We start from the raw sequence: 25119 nt of genomic DNA, 5'->3' as shown, positions 1-25119 counted from the left end.
TATGGCTGTTACTAAAATTCACCCCATTAAATCTACTATGCATTTTGCAATAGACTACATCCTTGAGAAGAAAAAAACAGATGATCAAACGCTCATTTCGACACACATGTGTTTCCCTACCACTGCTCATTTACAATTCTTACAAACTCGAAAAGAGAAAAAAGTAAATGGAACGGTACTAGCTAGACACCTGATTCAATCCTTCTTACCAGGTGAAGTTGACCAAGAAACTGCCCATAAAATTGGATTAGAACTCTGTAAAAATATCTTGAAAGATGAGTATGAATTTGTACTTACTACTCATATTGACAAAGGCCATATTCATAATCATATTATTTTTAATAATGTCAATTTTGAAACTGGGAAATGCTATCAAAGCAATAAACGGACCTATCAGCAAATACGGTCTACTAGTGATCGCTTATGCAAAAAATACAAATTGTCAATTATTGATGAACATTATCAAACTTATCGTACGAAATACAAAACCAGAGGAAAATCCCATTATGAGTGGGAACAAAGCCAAAATGGTAAAGGTTGGAAGTCATATTTACAATTTCTTATCGACCTAAATATTTCACGTTCGAACTCATGGGACGACTTTCTTGACCGTATGAAGAAATCAAAATGCGAAATCAAATTTGGAAAACACATTGCCTTCAAATGTAAAAATGCTACTAGATTTACACGCTCTAAAACGATTGGATCCGACTATACTGAGGAGAGATTGAAAGAAAGAATTGAGAATAATCCGCCTCAACAACTTATTGATACAACTAAATTTAATGACAAGAAAGGTTTAGAATTTTGGGCGAGAAAACACAACTTAAAATCCATGGCACAAGGTCTAGTTGAACTGAGAAACCTAGGTATTCAAACAAAAAATGATTTAGAACTTGCCATCGAATCTATTGCTGATAAACAAATCTTGATTCAAGATGAAGTTAAGCAAATTGATAAAGAAATGACGGAACTTGGTAAGATAATGGAAAATCTTCACGTCATACAGAAGAATAGACTCATTTATCATCATTATCAGAAGCAACCAAATAATCGCCAGTTCTTAAAAGAATATCAGAAAGAAATTACTGCCTACAAAATGGCCAAACAAGACCTTTCACTCAATAATAAATCAGCCAATCCAAAAGACATATTATCCCAGTTAGAACAATTGCAAGAAAAAAAGAATACCCTTATGACAGAGTATTCTCAAATAAAATTTCAATTCAACAAACTATATCAGCACAAGAAAAATATTGACTATTACTTTGAAACTGAACAAAATCGCAATATTTAAGATTATTCACCAGCTAGATAATCCATCCGCTTCTTCCATACAGGTATAGAAACAAAGAGAAATTGTACATAGTAAAATACATCATTAGCAAGGTCATTATTCAAAAACTGTAACCGATAGGTTGCTTCAATGTTTGAATTAAAGATTGATAACAGGGAAGTTATGAAATCAGTTGCCAAACAAATACCTATCCCTACACCAAAATATACTATGACGAAATTGATAATCTTACTTACCTTTGGCAAGTAAATGGTCAACAACAACAATAGAAAACCATATACAACGACTGAAGCCAATCCAAGCAAAACATCCCAAAAATAAATCATATTACCGCTTGAAATCTTGCTAGAGATTGCATCATGTAAAAGATAAATTGTATATATAAATACTGCAACGAAATCAATTGCAAAACAACTAAGCTTAACAGAAGTCTTTGCAAAGAAAAAGAAAAGACAAATTGCTGCTACAATAATTAGCCCATATAAACTTAACAAAATCATAACAGTATCACTCCTTTCGCACTTCTAGTTTACTGCATTTCTCATATTTTGTCCGCACATTATATGGAATTGTCGAATTATTTTTTTAACTTATACTTGTCAAAATGCAAAAAATATTTTATACTTTGTGTAAGTTTATAAACTGACAAATAAAGGAGTAAACATGTTCTCTCCAAAAAAATTAAAAGAAAAAAGAACAGAATTAGGATTCTCACAAGCTGAAATAGCACGAAAACTGAATATTAGTCGCATGTCTTTTAGTGCCTGGGAAAGCGGAAAAACCAAACCAAATCAGAAGAATCTTTCAATACTTGCTGATATTTTCGATGTAGAGGAATCTTTTTTTGAATCTGAATATACTATCGTTCAAAACTATCTTCTACTCACAGATGAAAATAAATTAGCTGCCGAGGATTATGTTGAACAACTTTTAGCTTCTCAATCCATTGCTGAGAATGTTGTGTCACTGTTCTCCTATCAGGTGATTTCCGAAGTTCAATTATCTGCCGGACCAGGTGAAAGTTTCTTTGATGAGTATGAAACAGAAACTGTTTATTCAGAAGATGAATATTCAGGGTTTGATATAGCGACTTGGATTTCAGGTGACTCAATGGAACCTGTTTACAAAGACGGAGAGGTTGCGTTGATTCGAGCTACTGGATTTGATTATGATGGGGCTGTCTATGCATTAAACTGGAATGGAGCTCTCTACATCAAGAAACTCTATCGTGAAGAAGACGGCTTTAGAATGGTTTCTATCAATCCAGATGTTGCCGAGAAATTTATCCCCTTTGAAGATGAAATCAGAATTGTTGGCAAGGTTGTAGGGCACTTCATGCCTGTGATTGGAGGGTAGGAGATGTCAAAGTTTGTTAAAGAAATGATTTACCTCAAGGAAGACCGCATTATCTTATCTCTTGAAAAAAAAGAATACGACATAACTGACCATCTGACAGAATTGGTCGATGAACTAGCAAAACTAAAAACAAGGTGAATAGTATGGGCTATATCGACTATTCAAAAGAACCACGTAGCGATATTGCTTTTGTTGATATGAAATCTTTCTACGCATCAATCGAATGTGTAGAGAGAGGACTTCACCCGCTTCATACTTCACTTTGTGTCATGAGTAGGGCTGACAACTCTTCTGGTCTAATTCTAGCCTCCTCTCCAATGTTCAAAAAAGTCTTTGGTAAAGCAAATGTTGGCAGAGCTTACGACCTCCCCTTTGATGTTCACACCAGAAAATTTAACTACTACCGTGCTAAAATCTCAGGATTGCCAACGGATGCAAAATTTGTTTCCTTCATAGAAAATTGGGCCAAGCGTACATTTATAGTGCCACCTAGAATGGACTTGTACATTCAAAAAAATCTTGAAATACAAAAGGTATTTCAAAATTATGCAGATCTGACAGATATTCTGCCCTATTCTATTGATGAAGGATTTATAGACTTAACTTCATCACTAAATTATTTTGTTGAAGACAAATCTCTAAGTCGCAAAGATAAGTTAGATGTGGTTTCAGCAAAAATTCAACACGATATTTGGGAAAAAACGGGTGTCTATTCAACTGTTGGAATGAGTAATGCCAATCCACTTCTAGCTAAGTTAGCACTTGATAATGAAGCTAAAACCACTGCTACCATGCGTGCCAATTGGTCCTATGAAGATGTTGAAACAAAGGTCTGGAATATTCCAAAAATGACTGACTTTTGGGGAATAGGTTCACGAACAGAAAAACGACTAAACAAATTGGGAATCTACAGCATCAAAGAATTGGCCAACTGTGACCCTACTATCTTGAAAAAAGAATTTGGTGTAATTGGCGTGCAACATTGGTTTCATGCTAATGGTATTGATGAAAGTAATGTCCATGAACCTTATCGCCCTAAAGCAGTCGGGATTGGGAATTCGCAAGTGCTCCATAAAGATTACACTCGTCAAAGTGATATAGAGCTTGTCCTGCGGGAAATGGCAGAGCAAGTTGCGATTCGGCTACGCAGAAGGCACAAAAAAGCAACCGTAGTTGCCATAAATGTAGGCTATTCAAACTTCGAAAACAAGAAATCAATCAATGTTCAAAGAAAAATTAACCCCAATAATCGTACACTTGTCTTTCAAGATGAAGTTGTTTCTCTCTTTCGTTCAAAATACGATGGAGGGGCAGTTAGAAGCATTGCTGTAAGGTACGATGGATTGGTGGATGAAAACTTTGCTGTGATTTCACTTTTTGATAATTTTGAAGAAAGTGAAAAAGAGGAAAAATTGGAGACAACCATTGATTCCATTCGTGATCGATTTGGATTTCTTGCTGTACAGAAAGCTAGTTCTTTATTAGAAAATTCAAGGGCAATTGCTCGCAGTAGATTAGTCGGCGGACATTCCGCTGGAGGATTGGAGGGATTAAAATGATTGATAGAAGTTATCTGCCATTTAAGGTTGCTAGAGAATATCAAGACCGAAAGATGGCCAAATGGATGGGATTTTTCTTATCAGAACATACATCGGGTTTAGAACAAGAACGCAATCGCATTGATTATTCAAGTGAGTTAAGTTTATCAGATAAGCTACTGCTACTCAATCAACTATATAGCCACCAATTAACTGGTATTCTGACAGTCCCTGGAAAAATTTATATTGGAAAAGTAAAAAATTTGAGCTTCCAATCTGTTTCGTTTGAAACTAAAGAAGGTTACATCAGTAGCCAAATCTCAGATATTCTTGCAATAGACTTGGAGGTAGAGTATGAATCAGCTTGAGTTTAATAAAAATCAATTACAAATGGATTATTTTAGTGATAGCTACAGAAAATTTGAAGAGGATTTCTATCGCTATTCTAAGTTAGCAATTCCACTGACATTCTTGACTGATGACCTAATGCATTCTATGGCTTCCTCAGGAATAAACTATTTTGTATTAAATAAAGAGAAAGCAAAAGACAATCGAGATCATTATTTTATCTTCAAAATTGAAACATACAAAGACAATAAATTGATTAGAAAATTCATCTATCAGAAAACGACTACAAGTTTGACATAAAAAATAGGAGCTCAACGCAAGATGCTCCTATTTTATTACAAAGAAGTACATTTAGGTCTGTACACTCTATTAATCGATTTAATATCCTTTTTGAATACTGTACGCTTTCGTGAATTTCCAATTCTTTGAAACTGTTGTACTCTGTATTTTTTTGATAAAGTAGATTGATTTTTTAAGAAATAAATTTGTCTAAAAAAGGCATAGGCTAGAATTGCTTTCTGGACCATTAAATAATTAACTTGCTCTTCCTTAATAAGTCCATGTAGGAACAGATTTCTATTTAAAGGAATTTCATTTCTACGATACATATCTTCGACTTCATCAAATCTCTTAAATAAATTTATTTCTCTATAATTATCCTTATGAAATTCACTTGTATAGGAGAACTCATTTACAAGATTATTTAGGAAATCGCTTTTTCCTTGCAAACTGTCGACTATAGTTCTAACACCGGCCTGAGACGTTTTAATCTTTGAGAGCTTCCTGGCATCTTGTAACTGCATTTCAGTGATTATAAACTCAATTCTTTCCAGACAAAATATTACCATTAATTTATAATATTTAAGTTTCTCCAACTGTAGTAATTGATTTATTTCGTAATACGTATCTATTGATAGGGGAATAAAGTCATAAACCGTTTTATTATAGCTGCTTTTCCAATAATTCAGATGCTCAAGTAAAACCATATCAGCTTCAGCTTGATTTTCAAATCTTGTTCGAATATAGACATCATTCAAAAGTAATGGTGGTATGTAAATATCATACTCTAAACAGTAAGCTAATTTTCTCTTTTCATTTTCTTCGAGTTGTTTGAGAAAGCCTTTAAAATCAATATTTCGAATTATATTAGAAAGAGTAGAATTTATTATCCGAATGTTTTTTTCTAATTGCTTAAAGGCAGGTTTCATTGCACTAAAAACTGTACTTATGTATTCAGAGTGTAGTTTAGCAAGTCGAAAAGAATGTTCAGACATTATTGAACCAGCTATTTTTGCCATCTCAGCTAACTGATTATTATCAATCATTTCACCAACTCCTCATACAACTCAAACAATCTTTCAACGGTTTCACTTTCGGTTAACCAGGTTTTCTTGCCGTCGACTTCTTTGGTCATGTCGTAGGCTGTCATGACAGCTCTATCATTGGCCTGGTGAGCTTTTCTCAGTTCAACTGGCATGGTCAACTCATCATAGAGGTCAGCAAGACTCGAATCTGGATAGAGGGCACGTGCGTCTAAAATCACCTGAGCCGTTTGAGCAATCTTCTCCTTCTGCTCCTCCGTCACCTCTGGCCAAGGGAAATTGTTGTAGACAATCTTAGCTGAATACCGATAGTCCGATTTCAATCGCCCTGCCACCGTCCGCATCCAAGCCATATGAACGTTGGATGTGAGAATCCCGAAGTGGTAGAGGGTGGCGTCAGGGATAACGAGAACAAGGTCACTTGCTAACTTTTCAGGAGTCATAAAACCAATAGGAATATAACGACGACGTTCTGACGAAACTTTTGGAACAATCAAGTATTCCGACTCAGGTTGGCGGATTTCTCCAAATAGATAGGGAGTATCAGCTAGTTTCCGAGTAGAAGCCCGATTAGATGATTCCCTACTTTCTCTCACAGCTTGAACAGCGTCTATGATTGGTTTTATAGTGCGCCATTCACTAGGGTTTGTCTTATCCAACCAGATCGCCCAACGAGCTTTTCTATTAATAAATTCCTTGGCACCATATATTGGTCTGAAAAATTTTTCTGCATGCGGATATTGCTGACAAATCACTTCTTTTTCTTCTTGCGTGTAATTACTTAGGTAACCATTGTCATTTGGCATTGAGCCAAATTGCATTACAGGAACATCTCCAATTGGTTTTGACCGATTTTCGATGAATATGTCCCCTGCATCGATAAGGTAGCCATTGATATGACTAACTTTGACCACCTGGTCAAGTGTTTCAAAAAGAACTTTATCAGCTTTTTCCTTCCCAAAACTAATAATAACACAGTGGACTGCTGCCTTATCCTTTGCTTCACTATTCCATTTGAAGGTCTTATAAGCAAAATTTATCGACACATCAAAATCTTGTAGTAGAATTTTCCAAAGTAAGCTAGCCTGTTCACCTTGAGTAATCGAATTTGTAGAAACCAGAGCAGTTTGAATATTTGTTCCACTCATTAGTTGAGCTGCTTTCAGATACCAACCAGATACAAAATCAAGATTGCCTGCCCCTTTGTAGTTTCCGAAAACAGACAATAAATCCTCTTTCTGCTCCTTACTCATCACTCTCGCACCCAAAAACGGTGGATTTCCGATAATGTAGTTGAGCTTGTCCTTATCCACTACTGTTTCCCAGTCAGTCGTTAGGGCATTGCCATGGTGGATATTGGTATAGGACTTGAGTGGCAGGAAGTCAAGTTCGGCATAGACGATTTCTTTGGTGGCTTCTAGCATCTGGCTTTCTGCTATCCAGAGAGCTGTTTTGGCTACGGAGACGGCGAAATCATTTATCTCGATACCGTAGAACTGATTGAGCTTGACCTTGACCAAGTCGAGCTCTTCAACGTCTAGCTTGACACTATCTCCCATATAGAGCTTAATGGCTTCATTTTCCAAACGTCGGAGGGAGATATAGGTTTCGGTCAAGAAGTTACCAGACCCACAGGCAGGGTCAAAAAAGGTCAGACTAGCCAGTTTATTCTGAAATTGTTTGGCTTTTTGCTCCACCGTTTTGGCTTGTTTAAATTGACGGATGTCGTTTAACTCATCTTTCAAGTCATTCAAAAAGAGGGGATCGATGACCTTATGGATATTTTCAATGGAGGTATAGTGCATACCGCCCGAATGGCGGGTCTCAGGGTTGAGGGTTGACTCAAAAACTGCACCGAAGATGGTCGGACTGATGTCTGACCAGTCAAACTGAGAACTAGCATGTTCCAAAATCAAGTCACGCAGTTCCTCGGTGAAATTCGGAATTTCAATCTGTTTCTCAGCAAACATGCCCCCATTGACATAGGGAAAGTCAGCCAGACTATCCTCCAAGTACGGGTCACGCTCATCAATTGGTGTGTCCAAAACGAGGAAAAGTTCCATTAAACCTCGACGAAAATGTGGTGCCGGAAACTGAGCCAGATAGTCATGAAAGGCTAGCTTGTGTCCAAAAAGACCTGAATCCTCTGCATATAAACAGAAAACCAAGCGAACTATCAGCTGGTTGATAGCGTGCAGACTTTCAGGGCTATTTGGATTTTTATACTGTTTGAGCAACCCCTCATACATCTCATGGACAATTTCACCAGCCTCCATGGAAATCTCCATTTCCCGTTCTAGATGCTCATTCGACTTATCAACTAAAAATTCTAAACGGTAAAACTCTTGCTCCAAATCCGCCAACTTGACAATCGTTGCCTCGGCATTGGGTTGCTCCATATCATAGACATAAAACTCCTTGAAGTTTGACGTCACAATCCAGCGAGGACGTTGGGAATAGGGCAAATTTGCTGAATAGCGTTTAGCTTGTTGGAATGGAGTTAACAAAGAACCATCTGACTGTTTGATGGCCTTGTTCAAATCCTTATCCGCACCTTTTTGCTCAATCATGACCTTGGTTTTGTCTATGTAGCCATCGATGAAACTCGTATGGTCCAATATGACCTTGTCTTCAAATGTGATGTATTCCGATGGATTCTCTATACCATACACAGAGCCTAATAAATCCAACCAAAATGACTGACTATCCTGACGCTCATTGCCACGGCCTTCCCATCGAAGAATAAATTCTTTAGCTGCTTTTTTCTGACTTCTTAAATCCATACATTTACTTCCTTTATGAACATTATAATAATTATAACATGGAAACCTAGGTTAAATAGAGTTTTTATGAAGAATTTATGAAACATTTGAAATAGATTTCCTAATAAAATCAGTATATCTCTGTTGACAAAATTTTTTCAAAATACTTGATTTAATGCTTCTTTTTAGATATACTAATACTGTAGATAACAAGAGTATTTACTAAGCGTTGAAGGTCTATGGTCGGTTGGTTTGACTGTGGCTGGAGCTTTACTAGGGTTGTGTGTGAACACCTCAAGCCAACATTGAAAACACTCATTACTAAGGGCAGGTTATCCTGTCCTTTTTTCTAAGGAAATACATGGAATCATTATTACTCTCATCCGCAAGAAATTATAAAAAACTCCTTTCGAAAACCTATCAAATTGTTTTAGGGCGAAAAGGACAGCAGACAACGCTCAATCTTACATTTGCTGAGGAACATTTTGTACACTTAGCAGGCATACATAAGTTAAGAGGCTTATCTTTACCCACCAGATCTAAGCACGAAATCTATAATTTGATTTTGAAAAAAACAATCTCCGAAGAATTGCTAACTAGGTCAAATGGTTTTACTGATATATGTGGAAGGTTGCGTATTCTCGAAATACTCAGAGAAAGTTTTTCTTCACCAACTCTATCAGTACGATTTACAAAACTATATCCAATCAAGGGAAGCAGGATTCGATGGGAGTATCTATTAGAATTTACGTTCGACAATAAAATCGGTTATCTATTTCTTGATAGACAGAGAGATTCCAAAGAGCCAAATCAGTATATCCCTGTTTCAACCTTTGAAAAATCAACTCGTGACTACACAACGAATCAAGTAAGGTATACAGTATTAGAGATAATTGAAATTGACCATCAAACTAAGCAAAGCACAACACTTTACTCCAGACCGAAAAAATAAGCTAGACCTCCAAAATCGGAAGTCTAGCTTATTTCATAATTCCATCCCTTTATCCTGTTTAGGTTTAGTTTGTTCTGATTTTGTTTGTTGGGAATACTCTTTCAATGCTCCTAACGTTGAAGGTTTCTCTTCTTTAGCAGCCTTCTCCTCCAGGGATTTCTTTCTCGTTTTTAAGATTTTTATATTCTTAACAACAAGGTTATTGAAGAGTTTGCCTTCATACTCATCATACTTCATCTGACCTGTTAACTTGACAAAATCCCCTTTCTTTAATTGCTCTGCAAAGTCAGCACGTCCGTTATAAGCTATTACCTTCGTAAATTGCGTATTCCCCTCTTCATCATTGCGTGCTATGGAAAAATTTGCAACTTTAAAATTCTCACCATCCGCACCTCGAAATACATTAACCTCGACATCTTTCGTAACATTGCCTACAAATTCAACATTAACTAAGGATATTTGGCTCTTATCAGTTTCTAATGTTTCAATAATAGCATCAATATTGGAATGCAACAAACCTGAAATTGAATCATCATCCATATAGGCCTGGTAGACTTGTTCCAACAGGTCTGGGTCTGAAATATCCTTTTCAATTGAAATAATGGCCTTGGTAAAGTCTGCATAGTTTTCTTTCAACATATTTTCTAAAGTTGATTTCATTTCTTCAAAATTCATATTACTTGCTCCTCTTCTATTTCTTCTTTCTTCTGACTTTTGTAGTCACGTTCTTCAACTTCAGCTTTAAAAGCTTGAATTTGTGCTAATGTGGAAGGTCGTTTTTCCTCTCCATCGACATCATAAGTTGATTCAAAGGCATCACTATCCTTAATATCATGGTCATAACGGTCTACAATTCCATCGTTATCCATGTCATGATCAAGCGACTCTCTCGTATAAGGTAAACCGAGCATTTGACAGGTTGTTTTCTCATCAATTGATAGTAAGTCGTCTTTGGTTGAATGTTCTAAAAATAATTTAAAATGCTGGGCTTGCTCCTCTGGTGTACTTCCATCAAACTGACCTGTACGAATATCTGAATCTGCGAAGGTTAATTTCCAAGAAAAATTGGACAAGTCTACACTATACTCAATATCATATCCACCAACGTTACTTTTGCTCTTGGCTAAGTAGACTAAATCTCCAGTTGAGAATATATCATTGAATTGTTCTACGTTACTATGAATTGATTCTTCGCAGAAGCCATACTCACGATCCAAAAAGTCAACAATCGCTGCTTTAACATCTTCAAGTAAGGGATTGGGATTATCCAGTTCTTCTACTTCGCCCATGTCCAAGATTCGATTGACCTCTGCTAAACGCAAGGTCTTTTCTTTTAACATATCTGCCTTTTCAAATGGTTTTGTCACCTCTTCTTTTGCTACCTGGAGCTTGTATTGGACATCTGACAGTCTATTTTCTAGCTTGGATAGTTCTTCATCAATTCGATCCAAAACGTTGTCTAAACGCTGAATATTGCCTTCTGGGCTTTCACCAAAATGACCATTGTAAGAAAGATTTCCCTCAATCACAAAATCCATTGCTTGAGCAATCTGATTGAAGAATGCTGAAACTTCAAATCCACGATAGTTGCCAATAGGCATACTGCCCTCAGCTGGAACCAATGGTAAAATTTTCATCAATTCTTCTGCTGCTTCTTTTTTGTCAGAATATGTCTTACCTAATATCTCCATTCCGTTAAATAGGCCATCACCTTGTACTTTAGGCTCACGTCTTTTAATATCTTCATTTACTTTTTCAATTTGCCCTTTTAATCGAGTAATCTCTGATGGATAATGTTTTGCAATTTTATCTTCCAACTGATAAAGGTTAGATTTATAATTGGATTCCAACATTCGTAACTTCGATACTTCAACATCTAAATCCATCTTTTCTTTAATAAGTGGATTACCAGTCGCAAGTGCTTTAATTTCTGCATAGTTCAAAGTATTCTCATCAACATCATCAGCCACTCGCACAGGTGTTTTTGAGGTCATAATTTGGGAGATAAACTTTTGCTTATTTTCAATGGTCTGCCAAAGGTACGCATCAAAGGTATTCTCTGTCACATAACGGTAGATATAGACGTCCTTGTTTTCATTCCCTTGACGCACGATACGACCAGACCGTTGCTCCAAATCAGCTGGCCTCCAAGGAACATCTAAATCATGTAAGGCTATTAGTTTACTTTGAACGTTTGTTCCTGCTCCCATTTTCGACGTAGAACCAAATAAAATGCGAACATCTCCACTTCTGACCTTGGCAAAGAGTTCCGCCTTTTGCTTTTCATTATTCGCATCATGTATAAATGCTATTTCATTTTCTGGGATACCTAGTTCAATTAACTTGCCTTTCATATCATCATAAAGATTGAATGTTCCATCCCCTTTAGGTGTAGACATATCACAAAAAACTAGCTGTGCTGACCGTTGGTCGCTCGATTTTTCCCAAATAGCAAAAATATTTTTTGTGCAGACATTGACCTTACTTTCCGGATCATCAGGTAGTAAGGTATTGATTAACCGTTGATCCAAGGCAATCTTTTTTCCATCATTTGTTATTCGTAACATATTATCTTCATGAGGCTCAACTTTTCTATTACGTACCTTATCAGCTCGTTCAGATAAAGTCTTTAAAATTTCTTTCTGATGGTTCGTTGGTCTGGTTAAAATTGTTTCGTAATGGGCTTGGGGTGTTGGTAAATTCAAAAGGTCTGCAGTTTTAATATCAGCCATTTCTTTAACAAAGGACATGAGTTCAGGCAAATTATAAAATTTTGAGAATCGTGTCTTACTACGATAGGAGTCACCCTCTGGAGATAGTTCGATGGCAGTAACTGTTTCACCGAATGTAGAAGCCCAGGAATCAAAGTGGTGTAAACCTTTTTTCTCCAGGTCATCATATTGGAGATAACGTTGCATTGTGTAGAGTTCACTCATCGAATTCGACACTGGTGTACCTGTCGCAAAAACAACACCCTTTCCACCTGTCAACTCGTCCAAATAACGACACTTCATAAACATATCTGAAGATTTCATAGCTTCAGTTTGGCCAATTCCTGCCACGTTTCGCATTTTGGTATAAAGATAAAGATTTTTGTAGTTATGAGCTTCATCAATATATAGTTTGTCAACTCCCAATTCTTCAAAGGTGACAACATCATCCTTACGGAAATCATCATTTAATTTTTTTAGTTTGGCTTCTAATTTCTTCTTAGTTCCCTCAAGTTGCTTGACAGTAAAGTTTTGGTCTCTTTGGTACTTATATTCTTCAATAAACTCAACTATATCTTGAATTTGACGTTTTAAGTGCTGCTCCTGATATTCCTTACTCATTGGAATCTTCTCAAATTGACTATGTCCAATAATAACTGCATCATATTCACCAGTCGCTATCCTACCAACAAAACGTTTTCGATTGGCAGGTTCAAAATCTTTTTTCGTGGCCACCATGATATTGGCAGCTGGATACAACTCCATAAACTCCCGTCCCATTTGTTCCGTCAAGTGGTTTGGAACAACAAACAAAGCTTTATTGCTCATGCCCAGACGCTTACTTTCCATAGCACTGGCAACCATCTCGAAGGTTTTACCTGCTCCAACAACATGAGCTAGAAGTGTATTGCCGCCGTATAGTGTCCTCGCAATAGCATTTTTTTGATGAGGACGTAAACTTATATCTGCTGTCATTCCTTCTAGGGATAAATATTGCCCATCATACTCACGATTTCGTACAGAATTAAATTTCTCATTATAGAGTTTTTCTAAACGATGTCTTCGCCTTTGGTCCTTAAAAATCCAATCCTTGAAGGCCTCTTTAAGAAGTTCCTGCTTCTCACCTGCTAACAAAGTTTCTTTCTTGTTTAGAACTTGTCTCTTATCACCACCATCAGTATAGACAGTATCGTACACTCTAGTATCACGCAAATTCAATGAATCTTCAATAAGTCGATAAGCATTTACCCTGCTTGTCCCATAAGTCAAATTTGCTAAGTCATTGCGACTATCCTGGGTCTTGCCATCTATCTTCCACTCTGATGTAAAAGGAGAAAAATGAACATTTATTGCTTGTTTGGCATAATAACCTGGCTGTAAAGTGTCAAAAATAAATTGATTGATATCTGATGTAGGAATCCAAGTTGCACCAAGTCGTACCGATATTTCACTTGCGGTCAATTCTTTAGGCATGACTCCCTGAAGTTTATCTCTCTGAAATTTCAGTTCAATTAAATTATCAAGAACATCCTTATCTGGATTTTCAATTGCTTGATACCTTTCAATGTAAAAATCCATGATTGCCATTTTCTCGCGAATATTTCCACTAAGGTATTGGTCTGCTGGAACATACGTTAATCCCATTTCTTCCATCCCTTTCTCTGAAAATGGAAGTAATGTTGTTTCGGGATATATGTAGGGAATATCGAGATATATCTCGCCTTTCAACTCTTTTACGAGAACTTCTCTCGGTTTGTCGGTCAACTTAGTCATATAATCAAAGTCAACTCTTCCCTTTTCTGAAATTGAAAGTATCAAAGCTTCATGACTAGATTCACAATGCTCGACAACTTTTGCTTTAGCAATCGTCCGTTTAAAGAAAATATCCCCTTTCCCTGCAAACTTACCTTTATCCAGTTTCTCAATTGATGATACTAATGGATAGTTACTATCCTCACGCAAATTCCTACGGTTTAGTGTAGAGTTAATATAGTCATGATTGACTTTGAAAGTATCATAAGCTTTATTTAACCTATGTTGACTTTCTTGAATTAACTCATCACTAGCATTTTCTTTTTGGAGTTGAATAACTTCTTTCAGACTTTCGACAACCGCTAGATAATTTTTTAGTCTATTGATTTCCTTGTCTGTCATGTGTTGCCGAATCATCACCGAATCTTCACGAAAATAGGGAATTCCATCTATCATGATATAAGAAAAATTCTTAACATGATCCAAAGCTGGAAGTATGTCTTGCCCATCATTGATTTGTTGATCTAGTTTAATATTTGGTATCTCACCTTGAATTTCTTCTACGGCAGTTGTCAATTGTACACTCAAATTTTCCTCATTAGGAATACAAGCTAAACTTGGACCAAATCTCCTAGATACTTCTGTCATTTTACCCAAGACCATCTCTGGATGATCTACAAAATACTTATTGTAAGTAAATCCATTCTCATCTCTTGCTAAATGTATCCAGTCAACATCTTGCTCTCGAATAACATCTCGCTTCTGCAAGAAAAGAATATCACTGGTAACTTCAGTTCCTGCCAAACCTTTAAAAGTTGAATTTGGTAGCCGAATGGCCCCCAATAAATCGCACCGATTGGCCAGATACTGACGGACTCGACTATCTTGTTTGTCCATGGTTCCAGAAGAGGTCACAAATGCAATCACTCCACCACTGCGAACCTTGTCGATAGACTTGGCAAAGAAATAATCATGTATCAAGAATTTTTCTCGGTCATAATCTCTATCCGAAACTTTAAAATCACCAAACGGAACATTTCCAACTGCCACATCAAAGAAATTATTTGAAAAGCTTGTATCTTCGTATCCTTGTATTTGAATAGTGGATTTTTGATATAGTTCTTGTGCAATCCTACCGCTGATTCTATCTAACTCTACGCCATAGATTTTAGAATGCCCCATTTCACTTGGTAGGCGACCGAGGAAGTTTCCAACCCCACAAGAAGGCTCCAAGATATTACCATTTTCAAATCCAAGATTCTTCAATCCCAGATAAATAGCGTCGATGACCAATGGTGGTGTATAAAAAGCAGTCAAGGTGGATTCCTTGGCTGCTTGAAATTCATCTGGACTAAGCAATTCTGTAAGTTCATTTCGTGCTTCTAACCATTGTCCAGTTTTCTCCTCGTTAAAAACATCAGCCAGACCACCCCATCCAACATATAAGGCAAGCGATTTCTGTTCTTCAAAAGTAGCACGTCTACCTTCCAAATCTAATTTTTTTATGATTCGAATCGCTTCTAAGTTATTGTCTAAGCGTTCGGAGGGAGAGAGTGAATGTGGTAAATTATCTAGAATGTAGTTATCTAATAAATCAGGTTTCCTAGTGGACTGTGAAGGAGTGATATGGTCTGCTGAATTGATACCTTCCGCAACAGATATTGTGTCATCAACACTACTATCATCAAAAGCTGAATCATCAAAGAGATCCAACTGCTCATGCTGACTGATTTTTTCTATCAGCAAACTAGTTTCTAGGTTTTGAACATACTCATCAATTTCAAACTTAAAACGGTCCTCTAACTCTACAACATAGCTAACCTGACCAACTGTATCAATTCGTGCTACAAGTTCATCTTCCAAAAATACATTAACTTGACCATTGTCCAGTTTATCAAATTCAAATAATGGTGATTCTTGAAAATTAGAGAATATCTGTTCATTGTATTGGTAAAGCTTGCTTTCGTCATCAGACAGATAGGTTTCATTTTCTAAAAGTCTATCAATTTCACCTGCAACTTTCCTCCAACTAAATGTTTCATTATAACCATCAGCCTTTCTTGTCAAGTGTAAGCCTCTGGAGTCATAATTGTAGGAAATAGGAAAATTAGGACCAGTAGCACCACCCCACCCATATTCTTTTTGTAAAAACTGAGCTTGAATTTTTATATCTTCCTGACTAGAAAAAAAGTGAGCAACTCTAAGTCGCCCACCTCGTGTACCAGTACCTTTTCGAAGTACATCATGCAATTCTTCAGTTGATATTTTATCTAAATGTAAATTAGATTCTCCCTGACTTGTTCCTTGACGGATTGACGAAGATTGTTCATCTGGCTGATCCAGCTCAACATATCCTTGGTCTTCAAGTCCTCGGTCAACTTCCATTCTTGAATCAGATGACTTTCTATTTGTTCCACCATGCTCTGTGATTCTTTCTCCACTGCTATCAAATGTGGAATCAGCTGTCCTGTCTGATATAATTCCAAAAGTAGTTCGGTCTTGTTCTCTTCCTTGCTCAGAAACTCCAATCTTTCCTTGGCGTAGAGAGCTTTCCCAATCTCGTCCCGAATCTGTTGATTGGTTCGAAGGGTCTGTAATGTTAGACGATAAATCACCTCTACTATCTCCTCTGTTGATTGACAGTGACTGAAGTCGTTGACTGTCAAGGTCGTGTTCATCTTCTCGATCAGTAATGCTTGATTCATCTCTTTGTCCTCCTCTTTCTTCTACAACCTCATTATACCGCTCAATCAGTTCTTTTGTCTGCTCTTTTAATGCAATTTTCTCATACTTTTTTTGATGAATAATCCTGAGAATTTTTTGCGACATTCTGGTCAAATAATCACCAAATATCAGAAACTGACGTGGGCTAAATTGACCGAGACCATTTTCTAGCAAGTCTTGGTTCAGTTTTAGTGCAATTCCAAGTCTATTTGATAATACAGCTTCAAAACTTTGTTCAATAAAGCGTAATAAGTTTGATTCGGTTTCCACATCTAAATTCATTCCGACAAGAACTTTTGAACCAATACCTTTCGTTGCAAGATTTGCAAGATAGCGAATTGCAGCAACCTCATTTTCTGGTCTAAGCGATAGTCTCTCATGAACAAGGTCTGCTAAAATGGATAGATCCCGACCTGCTTCATATTGCCACTCCACAATTGGCTTGTTATCTCTATTCGTCAAAACTGTCTGACTTATGTCAAATACATATCCAATTGACATTTTGGATTGTTTATTTAATAAAATTGGAATCCCTTTTTGACCTCGTCTAACAATATGGTCAACTGATTTCCAGGATTGAAAGTCTGAGCATAAACTGGCTGTCGGTCTCTGATGAATAATGCTCAATTGATTTTGAAAGTCAAAGCCAACAACAAAGCCCAAGCGTGCTAACAGTCTCTGATAAGCATCAACATCTGAGAGATAGTAACTGGATAAGTCTCCGACATAGTTGGCATAATCTTCAACTCGCATGACTTCTCCTTCCTATCCCTATAAAACATGTTCGGACTTAGGTTTGTTCGTTTGCTCATTTTCAGGGACTGGACAAGCAAAGTGCTGACCAAAATCCACTTTATTATCATCTTCATCTTTAGAGATAACTGTTACAGAAGTTCGAACCACATCCGATACACCAGTAGAGCGAATGGTATACGACTGGCCGTAAGCCATGAAGCAAAGATTTCCTTCGTCAGTCAAAAGAACATCAACTCCATTTTTTATGTCTTGCTCCGCAATAAAATCGAAAATATTATGAAGAAATGATTCATAGTCTAAAGGAACATTCATTTCCTTATGATAATCATCCTCGAATCGTAATTGAAATTCCGAATGGTAATCTGGTAGCGACAAAAGTTTTGATATAATATCGTCTATCTCCTCGTCATGTCGCAAAGATTCTTCGTAATCGCTCTCGTAAATTGATTTCTTGTGTAATAGTTTCATTTGATTAACTCCTTCTGATAAATTTGTTTTATGATTGCCTCTAGAACTGGTACTACTATGGAATTTCCGGCTTGTTGATAAAGGATACTGGATTTCTTGTTGTTTTTTTCTGGATATACAGTCCGTAATAAATCAAAGTCTAAATCAGTAAATCCCATCAAGCGGAAACATTCTCTTTCTGTTAGATAGCGATATTTCCCATTTGTAAGTTTAATAAACCCAGCATTTGGCACTCGTGTTTGCTTCGTAGAAATGGTATAGCAATAATCTTGAATGATATGAACTCGTTCAGTAAAAACTGACTGACAAGCTTTTTCAATATATTTTAGAATTGAAGGTTGAATGACTAGATACTTCTCGGCTACATCTTTCTCCAAAAATTCCTGAATCGACGGAGATTTCATGCGTTCCAATTTTGAAAAATCAAATGGGTTAACTTCGCCAAGAAAACTCACTACAAAGACACGTTTCCGTTTTTGAGGTATTCCAAAATCATAGCTGTCCAAAACCCAATAGCAAGATGAATAGCCTAAATATTCCAGTTCAGAAAGATAGGTCTCAAATGTTGGTTTCATTTTCTTATCTAGTACACCTACGACATTCTCCCAAATGACCCATTTAGGTTTTTTGACAGCATTTTTTAAAATCATAATTGTCTCAAACAATAGTGAACTTCTCGTATACGAACCTTTCCTTCCCCCTCTTTTTAGTCCAGAACGTGAAAAATCCTGACAAGGACTACCATGCATTAACAGGTCAATCTGAACATTTGGTAAGGAATACCCTTTAACGGATTGAGGAATAAAATTCTCGTTATAGAGGACGTTATAACTTTTTACACAATTCCTATCTATTTCAACAAAGTCTATCAATTCATGAGGGAACTTCTGATTTAGTAGTGCTTTCCGAAAAGCACCAATTCCTCCAAATAATTCAACAACTCTCATGGTTTTCAACTGCTTTTCCCTCCTTTTCTATAGCGGCTAATCGCTTGCCAATTTCATAAACAACAGGTACCGTTACTGCGTTACCTGCTTGCTTATACAATTGCGAATTGGAAGAAACACTACTGGCTCGATTAAATGCCCAGTCAGGAAAACCCTGTAAACGAAAACACTCTCTTGGAGTTAATTTACGAATTCGCAATTGATTCGTTACAACTCCAAGAGAGTTACCAGTTACTAAGGTTTGAGCAACCTGTTTTCCAACTCGTCCTCTACGAAAATTTGATGATGGATAAGCAAAATTAAGCGAGTCACCTTCAACAGCAATCTCGAATCCCTTATTTGTATTTGAACGTATGTAAAGTCCTCGTTTTCTCGGCATGCGTTTTTCCAAGACAACTCCGTGTCGGTCTTGTGCCGTTAACGTAAACATGGGTTCTGTTGGGTCTTTCATCCGCCGTCCCCTTTGCCTTTTAACCAATCTATCAGGTGTTAGGATAGGATAAGCAATTTTTAGCCCCTCATCTTTATTAGTAGTCAAAGTGGGCGAAATTCCGCTCGATGAATATACATTTCCATTTAACCCACTTCCTGAAGGATTTATATTTCCTATACATGTTGGACTTGATAAATTAGTCTGTTTACTTTTTCGTCCGATAGGAAAAATGAACTGTCGACTTCTTCCTCTAGAATGTCCAATAATATAGACTCTTTCCCTGTGTTGAGGGACACCAAAATATTTGCTGTCAAGTACTTGCCATTCAACATCATACCCCAGTTCATTAAGCGTGGTGAGTATAGTTCGGAACGTCCTCCCTTGGTCATGATTGAGTAAGCCCTTAACGTTTTCAAGCAGTAAAAACCGTGGTTGGATTTGTTGGGTCGCTCTAGCAATCTCGAAGAACAGAGTTCCTCTAGTATCTTCAAATCCCAATCTTCGTCCAGCGAGCGAAAATGCTTGACAAGGGAATCCACCACAGATGCAATCAATTTTTCCTCGGAGCTTTCGGAATGACTTATTGGATATTTCTCGTATATCATGAAATTCAACTTCTCCTCCCGTATCAAAAATAGCTTGGTAGGAATTTCGAGCAAAGCGGTCTATTTCACAAAAACCTACACAAATGTGACCAGCTTGTTCAAGTCCTAATCGAAAACCTCCTATCCCTGCAAATAAATCCAAAAAATACATTTTTCCTCCTTTCTGACAATAGAAAAAAGCGACTAGATTTCTCTAATCGCTCTAATGATTAAGTATCAAAAAGTTTTTTTAAGTCTGAAAATACTCAGGTTTTATTTTATCAATCAAGGTGCTTGCGATGGAGTTAACCCCAACATGCATCAAGATTGGATCTTCAAAATCTACCTGACTTGCATACTGTCTTGCAATTTGATGTGCAACACTAGCCTCAAGTCTGTATTTAGACGCTTCTAACAAAGCCTGTGCTAATTCATTACTATACAAATCAACAGGGCTAATCACAGTTTTTGCCATTGGTCTAACTCCTTTCCATCTTCAGATAAATATATCTTATTTACCTTCATTATATCACAAAAGTCTTGATTGTGAATGGATAACTGCTTAAATGAGAATGGCTTACGAAATTCTTCTAAAACATCTGCTTTTGAAACCATTCCAGCCTTATATTTTTGAAGTAAACCAGTCGGATTATCATCTGTCTGAACTCCATAGATAAAATCAAATTGATGAATAAGCTCCGTTGAGCGAAGCCGATTCTGAAACACGAACTCAGCAAAATCTATTACATCATTAGAAGCCTTATGACTATTGAAATAGTGACACTTGTATTTAGAAGTTGTAAAGATGGAAGGAAAATCTGTCAGTTCAAACTCTAAAATAATCCCTTCCTCATCCACATTCCCCAAAAATTTCGAACTAGCATTATTGGCATTTAGAAATTCTACCAAACGATTGATATATTTTTGAGCTTGTTGAAAATCCGAAGTGATATAAAATCCAGCACCAAAATCGAGTTCATGTCCTAAGTTGAAATCTACCTTTATCCCTTTCAACAAAGACGGAAGATGTCTTTTTAAAGTAGCATGATACCATTTACTATGTGATAAATTTTTAATTTGCTTACTTGTTAAATCCATTTCAATACCTCTATAGTCATTATACAAAAAAGGAAAACAATGTCAAACTTCCTCTTCTCCTTCACTTACGTAATCATCATCTTCTTCAAACTCTTCAAAGTTATGTTCTTTTTTGGGTTTAATGACCTTCATATAGTAACCTGCACACAAAACTCCTATAAGAAATAGACCTATGATAATATAGCTACCAACTGAAGAATTTTGTTTCGGTTCTTCTTTCTTGGCAGGTTTTTCTTCGACAACTTCTTCAGTCTTTTGTGGTTTGACTGCAACCGTATTAGTTGATTCAATTAGGTTAAGCAAATCCTGTTCTGAAACTTCTGTTAGTAATTGGACATTCTGTCCACCTTTATCATGATCAATAATCAGATGAAACACCTTACCTGATTTACTCGTGAATGTGACAAATTGTCGCTTAGTTGCAACAGATTCGGTAATTTCATAATCTTGATTATTAGCATCAACATTTTCTGTAACTTGCCCCTTAGCATTGCTTTGCTCTGAGGCTTGAGGATTAACCGAAACTGCTACTGGCTGACTATTTGTGTCTAGATTTGGAGAACTTGCATAAATAGTTTGGCAACCACCAAAAAGCATAACCAACCCAGCCAACCTCACAAAACTACTTAATCGTTTCATGCGACAACTCCTTTTCAAATAGAACTTTTTTAGTAAATTCTTCAAGTGATAGATTAGATTTTTCAAAGACAACGATGACCTCTTCATAAATTAAATCTTGTTCATCCTGCAAAACCTGAGCCAAATCTTGGTCAAGTTTTTGCTTTTTTTTCTAGTAACTTTTCTTTCTTTTTTTGCAACATTTGAATATCTTTACGCATATATTCCTCCTTATAATCCAAAATTGATGTAATAACATTGTGCCGCCATCTCACGAGGAAGATAGCCTGTTGAAATCACGAATTCCCCTTTAACATTCATTTCTGATATAACGATACTTCCATCAGGATTAACTCGCTCCACAAACGCAATATGACCGTAGGTAGGGTCCGCATAGGGTACGGTTGGTGGCATACATACTGCAGTACCAGCTCGCGCCTCCCGACTAACTGGATATCCGTATTTTGCAGCGTAGAAAGCCCACTCTCCTCCATTTCCCATTGGGGAATGTTGGATTGGCTTTCCAAGTTGTGAAAAGCGATTATATACATACCACGTGCACTGCCCAGGGTAACCACCGTTTAAGGTTGCAACATGGCTAGGATTTGGTGGTGGAAAATTACCACCTTTCAAATTTACATCGTAAACTGATGATACATTTCCTGGAAGACTGATTCCTGTACCTGAAGGAAAAGAAGCTTCTAAGTTCCCTTTCGATTCTCGTAGTATCTTATAATGTTCTAAATTATGTGGCTTACTCGCAAATATTTCATGAACTAGACCATCCATATCTTTTTTTGAAACCGTTGCGACTAATTTTCGATACAAATATGGAACTCGTTTTTCTACAATAGTTTTCTTCCCACTTGTGTCAAGCACTTCTTCCTTGACTGTTCGGTACCGAATTTCCTTCTCCTCTTGGTAGGAAACATGATACATCTGCTCAAATAATTGTCTCATCGCAGGTTCAACACTTGCTTGGTCTTTTATTTCACCGAAACGAGCTGTCAGATAGGCTAATAAGACATGCGGATCATGGCCAATTTGTTCCCTACCTTTTACAATGTATTCATCATATCCAGGTTTCGACTCCTTCAATCTCGTCAACTGATTGGATAATGTCAATTCATAAGTAGAGAAAATGTGATTTAAGGCAATTAGCATTTCCTCTGAAGATAAATAAGATGTAGTGGTAAGTTGGTAAGAAACTGATGATAGAGCACCGAACATAAATTGACTATTAGAGTAAACAACCGTCAACAGTGAAAATACAGCCAAAACCAAAACTAACATACTCTTCCATTTTGTGGTAATGTATTGAACGAATTGATTAAGTATTTTTATTGCTTCTTCTTTTATCCTGTCTCTGAATCTAGGAAGGTGTTTCTTACGTATTTGTTGCCTCATTCGATGTCGATACATCGCTTTGCGGTAGAATGATTGCCGTTTAAAAGTTTTATCTTCCTTCAACAAACGATACTTATGTCGAAACTCCAACTGTGATTGTCTAATCTTTGCCTTCTTTGTCAGTTTCTTCAAAGTCTTTTTTCGATTAGATTTTTGGGCAATCTTCATAGTTGCAGTTGCATGGATATTCATCGCTTTTGTTGTTGCATCCACTGCCACATTCTCCTCAGCCCCCGCTTGAAGATAACTAGCTGCTAGAAACTCACTATTGGCCATTACTGACATTACTTTTTTATATGGAGTTCTTTGGATTCGACCAAGTTTACTTTTTTCAATGTTTTTTAATGAACAGTTATTCTTCCTATCCTTGACGAATTCAATAGGTTCATTTACTAATGAATTTATCTTTTCGTGTACCTGTGCCTGTCCATTTGGAAATCTGAGTGGTTTATTTGGTTTTACCTTAATGTTATTTTTTGACGGAAGACGCCCCTTATATGTTTGATTCATAGTTGTTTTTGTCAAAGCATAAGTTGGTCTTCTATCAACAGGTAGTAGGCTAGTATTTGACGTGGGTTTGGATACTACAGAATCAATTTGACTATCTTTGTTATTAGTAGAATCTAGAATAGATCCATTATCAACAATTACTTTTGCTTCCTTTTTTACCTGTCTACTTGAAGATTGCTTTCTTGTTCGTGTTGAAAACTGATTCTCTCCAATCTTTACCTTTTCAATGACAGCATTTGATTGCAGAATATTACTTGAGAATAGGCTAAATTTTGATTGATGTAACTTTTTTGACCAGGCATTTATAGACAGTTCTGTTTGTCCAACCGTAATTGTATTATCATTAAGATTTGGCTGAAATTGCTCTGAACTTTGACAAGCTTCATCAATTAGAGTAACTGTTTTATCATTTTGAAGGCACTGACTATTTTTTAAAATCTTCCTTCTGTTATTCGGACTATTTGAATATTCAAAAACATTTTTTTGAGAGTTTTTATTACTCGGAATAATCCGACTTGAAAGAATTGAATCATCAATAACTTTTCCATTTCTTTCACTTTCAATTATTGAACCTGTCTCAACAAAACCAGTGGAATCTGCTTCATTTTGAGATAACTCTAAACCAGTTTCAAATGGTGATAAAGGTCTATCTGAGAAAATATTGCCACGCTCTTTAACTAACTCACCTTGACCGTGTATTCTTCTCTTCTTTTTTCTAAGTTGAGAAGTATTTTCTTGGCTTTGGTGATGAATAAGTTTTGTTTCTCCCTCATTTCTACGATGGGAAAACTTTGAGTCTGCATCAACGATTCTACTTTGATTAGTCTCAAATCTACGAAATGGACTTTCGGGATTTTTTCTAACATTTGACTGATTGCTCAGAGAAACGCTTTTTCCCTGAATATGACTAGTTTTTGACTCTATATCCCCATGCTTCTTTATATATAATTCAGTTGAATTAACAAAGTCTTCATGTATACTTACAAGTTCAGGAGGTCGGGCATCCATCTCAAGAGGGGGTGGTTGAATATCCTCCTCAAAACTTGTTTTGATTTCGGAATGTAAACTAGTCTGGACAGTAGTTGCGTTGTCGTTCTGTGTTTGTGAAAATTTTTGTTTTTCAAAAGAATTACGTTGATTTAATTGAACTTGTCTCCTCTGTGTCGGTGGCCTTGATTCAACTTGTAATCTTTCTGGTGGATGAGACTGTTGCGAACTTTCCTGATTAACCATTTTAGTTCGTAAACTATCAAGTTGTATAGTTGATTTGTTTGCGTCTTGATTGTTTGAATGTGTTTGCAGGGATTTATCATTTGATTTTTTGTGAATATGATTCTTTTTTTCTGACGTATCACCTTTAAGATGGTTACACTCTAGTTTACTTCCCTTATGAATAATTTGGTGCTGAAAGCGAACTTTCTCATCAACCGCTCTCCCAGAAAAATCTTGTACTTCTTTCCGTTGTCCTATATCAGGTTTAGATTTAGAATAGCGTTTCTTATTGGTCTCTCGGACCATTCGTTTTGACTTTCCCAT

General features: G+C 36.6%; 19 protein-coding genes and 1 pseudogene. 7 read left to right on the top strand and 13 right to left on the bottom strand.

Features of this window, described 5'->3' with window-relative positions:
• The first annotated feature begins 1 nt into the window (after window position 1).
• Window positions 2-1297 (top strand): relaxase/mobilization nuclease domain-containing protein, encoded by a 1296-nt coding sequence (locus tag PW252_RS05525; protein WP_248050307.1) that lies wholly within the window; start codon window positions 2-4, stop codon window positions 1295-1297.
• A gap of 2 nt (window positions 1298-1299) precedes the next feature.
• On the opposite strand, the gene PW252_RS05520 is transcribed toward PW252_RS05525, so the two are convergent.
• Window positions 1300-1797, bottom strand: coding sequence for a hypothetical protein (locus PW252_RS05520; protein ID WP_248050310.1), 498 nt, complete (start codon window positions 1795-1797; stop codon window positions 1300-1302).
• A gap of 163 nt (window positions 1798-1960) precedes the next feature.
• On the opposite strand from PW252_RS05520, the gene PW252_RS05515 reads away from it, so the two are divergent.
• The 5 genes from PW252_RS05515 to PW252_RS05495 are packed head-to-tail and all read left to right on the top strand — an operon-like array spanning window position 1961 to window position 4839.
• Window positions 1961-2653, top strand: coding sequence for an XRE family transcriptional regulator (locus PW252_RS05515; RefSeq protein ID WP_248050312.1), 693 nt, complete (start codon window positions 1961-1963; stop codon window positions 2651-2653).
• A 3-nt stretch (window positions 2654-2656) separates the two neighbouring features.
• Entirely contained in the window at window positions 2657-2791 is a 135-nt protein-coding gene (locus PW252_RS05510; RefSeq protein ID WP_316716856.1) for a hypothetical protein, read from the top strand.
• Between the two features lie 5 nt (window positions 2792-2796).
• Window positions 2797-4212 (top strand): Y-family DNA polymerase, encoded by a 1416-nt coding sequence (locus tag PW252_RS05505; RefSeq protein ID WP_248050313.1) that lies wholly within the window; start codon window positions 2797-2799, stop codon window positions 4210-4212.
• Window positions 4209-4559, top strand: a complete 351-nt coding sequence (locus PW252_RS05500) for a hypothetical protein (protein WP_172025718.1) — start codon at window positions 4209-4211, stop codon at window positions 4557-4559. Before PW252_RS05505 ends, PW252_RS05500 begins: the two co-directional genes overlap by 4 nt.
• Window positions 4546-4839: a DUF5960 family protein gene (locus tag PW252_RS05495; protein ID WP_172025719.1), complete on the top strand. Its 294-nt coding sequence runs from the start codon at window positions 4546-4548 to the stop codon at window positions 4837-4839. Before PW252_RS05500 ends, PW252_RS05495 begins: the two co-directional genes overlap by 14 nt.
• A gap of 35 nt (window positions 4840-4874) precedes the next feature.
• On the opposite strand, the gene PW252_RS05490 is transcribed toward PW252_RS05495, so the two are convergent.
• Window positions 4875-5864 (bottom strand): hypothetical protein, encoded by a 990-nt coding sequence (locus PW252_RS05490; RefSeq protein ID WP_248050314.1) that lies wholly within the window; start codon window positions 5862-5864, stop codon window positions 4875-4877.
• Window positions 5861-8644 (bottom strand): DNA methyltransferase, encoded by a 2784-nt coding sequence (locus PW252_RS05485; RefSeq protein WP_248050315.1) that lies wholly within the window; start codon window positions 8642-8644, stop codon window positions 5861-5863. Before PW252_RS05485 ends, PW252_RS05490 begins: the two co-directional genes overlap by 4 nt.
• Before the next feature lie 340 nt (window positions 8645-8984).
• Between PW252_RS05485 and PW252_RS05480 the strand changes: the two genes are divergently transcribed.
• Window positions 8985-9575, top strand: coding sequence for a PBECR4 domain-containing protein (locus tag PW252_RS05480; RefSeq protein WP_248050316.1), 591 nt, complete (start codon window positions 8985-8987; stop codon window positions 9573-9575).
• A gap of 33 nt (window positions 9576-9608) precedes the next feature.
• Here PW252_RS05480 and PW252_RS05475 read toward each other — a convergent pair whose 3' ends face one another.
• The 10 genes and pseudogenes from PW252_RS05475 to PW252_RS05435 all read right to left on the bottom strand — a co-directional run bounded on the left by PW252_RS05475 (window position 9609) and on the right by PW252_RS05435 (window position 25119).
• A complete protein-coding gene (locus PW252_RS05475) occupies window positions 9609-10250 on the bottom strand; it encodes a single-stranded DNA-binding protein (RefSeq protein ID WP_201342854.1) in 642 nt (213 codons plus the stop codon).
• Window positions 10247-15622 (bottom strand): annotated as a pseudogene (locus PW252_RS11315) (DEAD/DEAH box helicase family protein); the annotation flags it as partial. The pseudogene PW252_RS11315 and the gene PW252_RS05475, both read right to left, overlap by 4 nt.
• 686 nt (window positions 15623-16308) lie before the next feature.
• Complete coding sequence (locus PW252_RS11310) at window positions 16309-16716, bottom strand: TnpV protein (RefSeq protein ID WP_398582956.1); 408 nt, start codon at window positions 16714-16716, stop codon at window positions 16309-16311.
• Between the two features lie 817 nt (window positions 16717-17533).
• The gene (locus tag PW252_RS05465; protein ID WP_248050319.1) at window positions 17534-17986 is read right to left on the bottom strand and encodes a hypothetical protein; all 453 of its coding nucleotides are present in this window, start codon (window positions 17984-17986) and stop codon (window positions 17534-17536) included.
• On the bottom strand, window positions 17983-18942 hold the full coding sequence (locus PW252_RS05460) for a DNA cytosine methyltransferase (RefSeq protein ID WP_248050320.1): 960 nt from the start codon (window positions 18940-18942) through the stop codon (window positions 17983-17985). Before PW252_RS05460 ends, PW252_RS05465 begins: the two co-directional genes overlap by 4 nt.
• The gene (gene dcm, locus PW252_RS05455; RefSeq protein WP_248050323.1) at window positions 18920-20122 is read right to left on the bottom strand and encodes a DNA (cytosine-5-)-methyltransferase; all 1203 of its coding nucleotides are present in this window, start codon (window positions 20120-20122) and stop codon (window positions 18920-18922) included. Before dcm ends, PW252_RS05460 begins: the two co-directional genes overlap by 23 nt.
• 78 nt (window positions 20123-20200) lie before the next feature.
• Window positions 20201-20425 carry a hypothetical protein gene (locus PW252_RS05450; protein WP_014636996.1) on the bottom strand — a complete coding sequence of 75 codons (225 nt, stop codon included), beginning with the start codon at window positions 20423-20425 and terminating at the stop codon, window positions 20201-20203.
• Window positions 20410-21048, bottom strand: a complete 639-nt coding sequence (locus tag PW252_RS05445) for a DUF3990 domain-containing protein (protein ID WP_024394595.1) — start codon at window positions 21046-21048, stop codon at window positions 20410-20412. Before PW252_RS05445 ends, PW252_RS05450 begins: the two co-directional genes overlap by 16 nt.
• Before the next feature lie 42 nt (window positions 21049-21090).
• Window positions 21091-21687 carry a CD1107 family mobile element protein gene (locus PW252_RS05440; RefSeq protein ID WP_172078114.1) on the bottom strand — a complete coding sequence of 199 codons (597 nt, stop codon included), beginning with the start codon at window positions 21685-21687 and terminating at the stop codon, window positions 21091-21093.
• Window positions 21688-21897: 210 nt separating this feature from the next.
• Entirely contained in the window at window positions 21898-25119 is a 3222-nt protein-coding gene (locus PW252_RS05435) for a CHAP domain-containing protein (protein ID WP_248050329.1), read from the bottom strand.

The organism is Streptococcus sp. 29887 (assembly GCF_032595075.1).
Classification (GTDB): Bacteria; Bacillota; Bacilli; order Lactobacillales; family Streptococcaceae; genus Streptococcus; species Streptococcus iners.
This window is presented reverse-complemented; position numbering and strand designations above follow the sequence as displayed.

What these genes read in the sequence shown, in the direction of transcription:
- PW252_RS05525 (WP_248050307.1), top strand. Translation starts at nt 2, where the DNA reads ATGGCTGTTACTAAAATTCACCCCATTAAATCTACTATGCATTTTGCA.
- PW252_RS05435 (WP_248050329.1), bottom strand. Translation starts at nt 25,119, where the DNA reads ATGGGAAAGTCAAAACGAATGGTCCGAGAGACCAATAAGAAACGCTAT.
- PW252_RS05480 (WP_248050316.1), top strand. Translation starts at nt 8,985, where the DNA reads ATGGAATCATTATTACTCTCATCCGCAAGAAATTATAAAAAACTCCTT.
- PW252_RS05445 (WP_024394595.1), bottom strand. Translation starts at nt 21,048, where the DNA reads ATGGATTTAACAAGTAAGCAAATTAAAAATTTATCACATAGTAAATGG.
- PW252_RS05510 (WP_316716856.1), top strand. Translation starts at nt 2,657, where the DNA reads ATGTCAAAGTTTGTTAAAGAAATGATTTACCTCAAGGAAGACCGCATT.
- PW252_RS05515 (WP_248050312.1), top strand. Translation starts at nt 1,961, where the DNA reads ATGTTCTCTCCAAAAAAATTAAAAGAAAAAAGAACAGAATTAGGATTC.
- PW252_RS05520 (WP_248050310.1), bottom strand. Translation starts at nt 1,797, where the DNA reads ATGATTTTGTTAAGTTTATATGGGCTAATTATTGTAGCAGCAATTTGT.
- PW252_RS05450 (WP_014636996.1), bottom strand. Translation starts at nt 20,425, where the DNA reads ATGGCAAAAACTGTGATTAGCCCTGTTGATTTGTATAGTAATGAATTA.
- PW252_RS11310 (WP_398582956.1), bottom strand. Translation starts at nt 16,716, where the DNA reads ATGAACACGACCTTGACAGTCAACGACTTCAGTCACTGTCAATCAACA.
- PW252_RS05475 (WP_201342854.1), bottom strand. Translation starts at nt 10,250, where the DNA reads ATGAATTTTGAAGAAATGAAATCAACTTTAGAAAATATGTTGAAAGAA.
- PW252_RS05495 (WP_172025719.1), top strand. Translation starts at nt 4,546, where the DNA reads ATGAATCAGCTTGAGTTTAATAAAAATCAATTACAAATGGATTATTTT.
- PW252_RS05485 (WP_248050315.1), bottom strand. Translation starts at nt 8,644, where the DNA reads ATGGATTTAAGAAGTCAGAAAAAAGCAGCTAAAGAATTTATTCTTCGA.
- PW252_RS05465 (WP_248050319.1), bottom strand. Translation starts at nt 17,986, where the DNA reads ATGAAACTATTACACAAGAAATCAATTTACGAGAGCGATTACGAAGAA.
- PW252_RS05505 (WP_248050313.1), top strand. Translation starts at nt 2,797, where the DNA reads ATGGGCTATATCGACTATTCAAAAGAACCACGTAGCGATATTGCTTTT.
- dcm (WP_248050323.1), bottom strand. Translation starts at nt 20,122, where the DNA reads ATGTATTTTTTGGATTTATTTGCAGGGATAGGAGGTTTTCGATTAGGA.
- PW252_RS05490 (WP_248050314.1), bottom strand. Translation starts at nt 5,864, where the DNA reads ATGATTGATAATAATCAGTTAGCTGAGATGGCAAAAATAGCTGGTTCA.
- PW252_RS05440 (WP_172078114.1), bottom strand. Translation starts at nt 21,687, where the DNA reads ATGAAACGATTAAGTAGTTTTGTGAGGTTGGCTGGGTTGGTTATGCTT.
- PW252_RS05500 (WP_172025718.1), top strand. Translation starts at nt 4,209, where the DNA reads ATGATTGATAGAAGTTATCTGCCATTTAAGGTTGCTAGAGAATATCAA.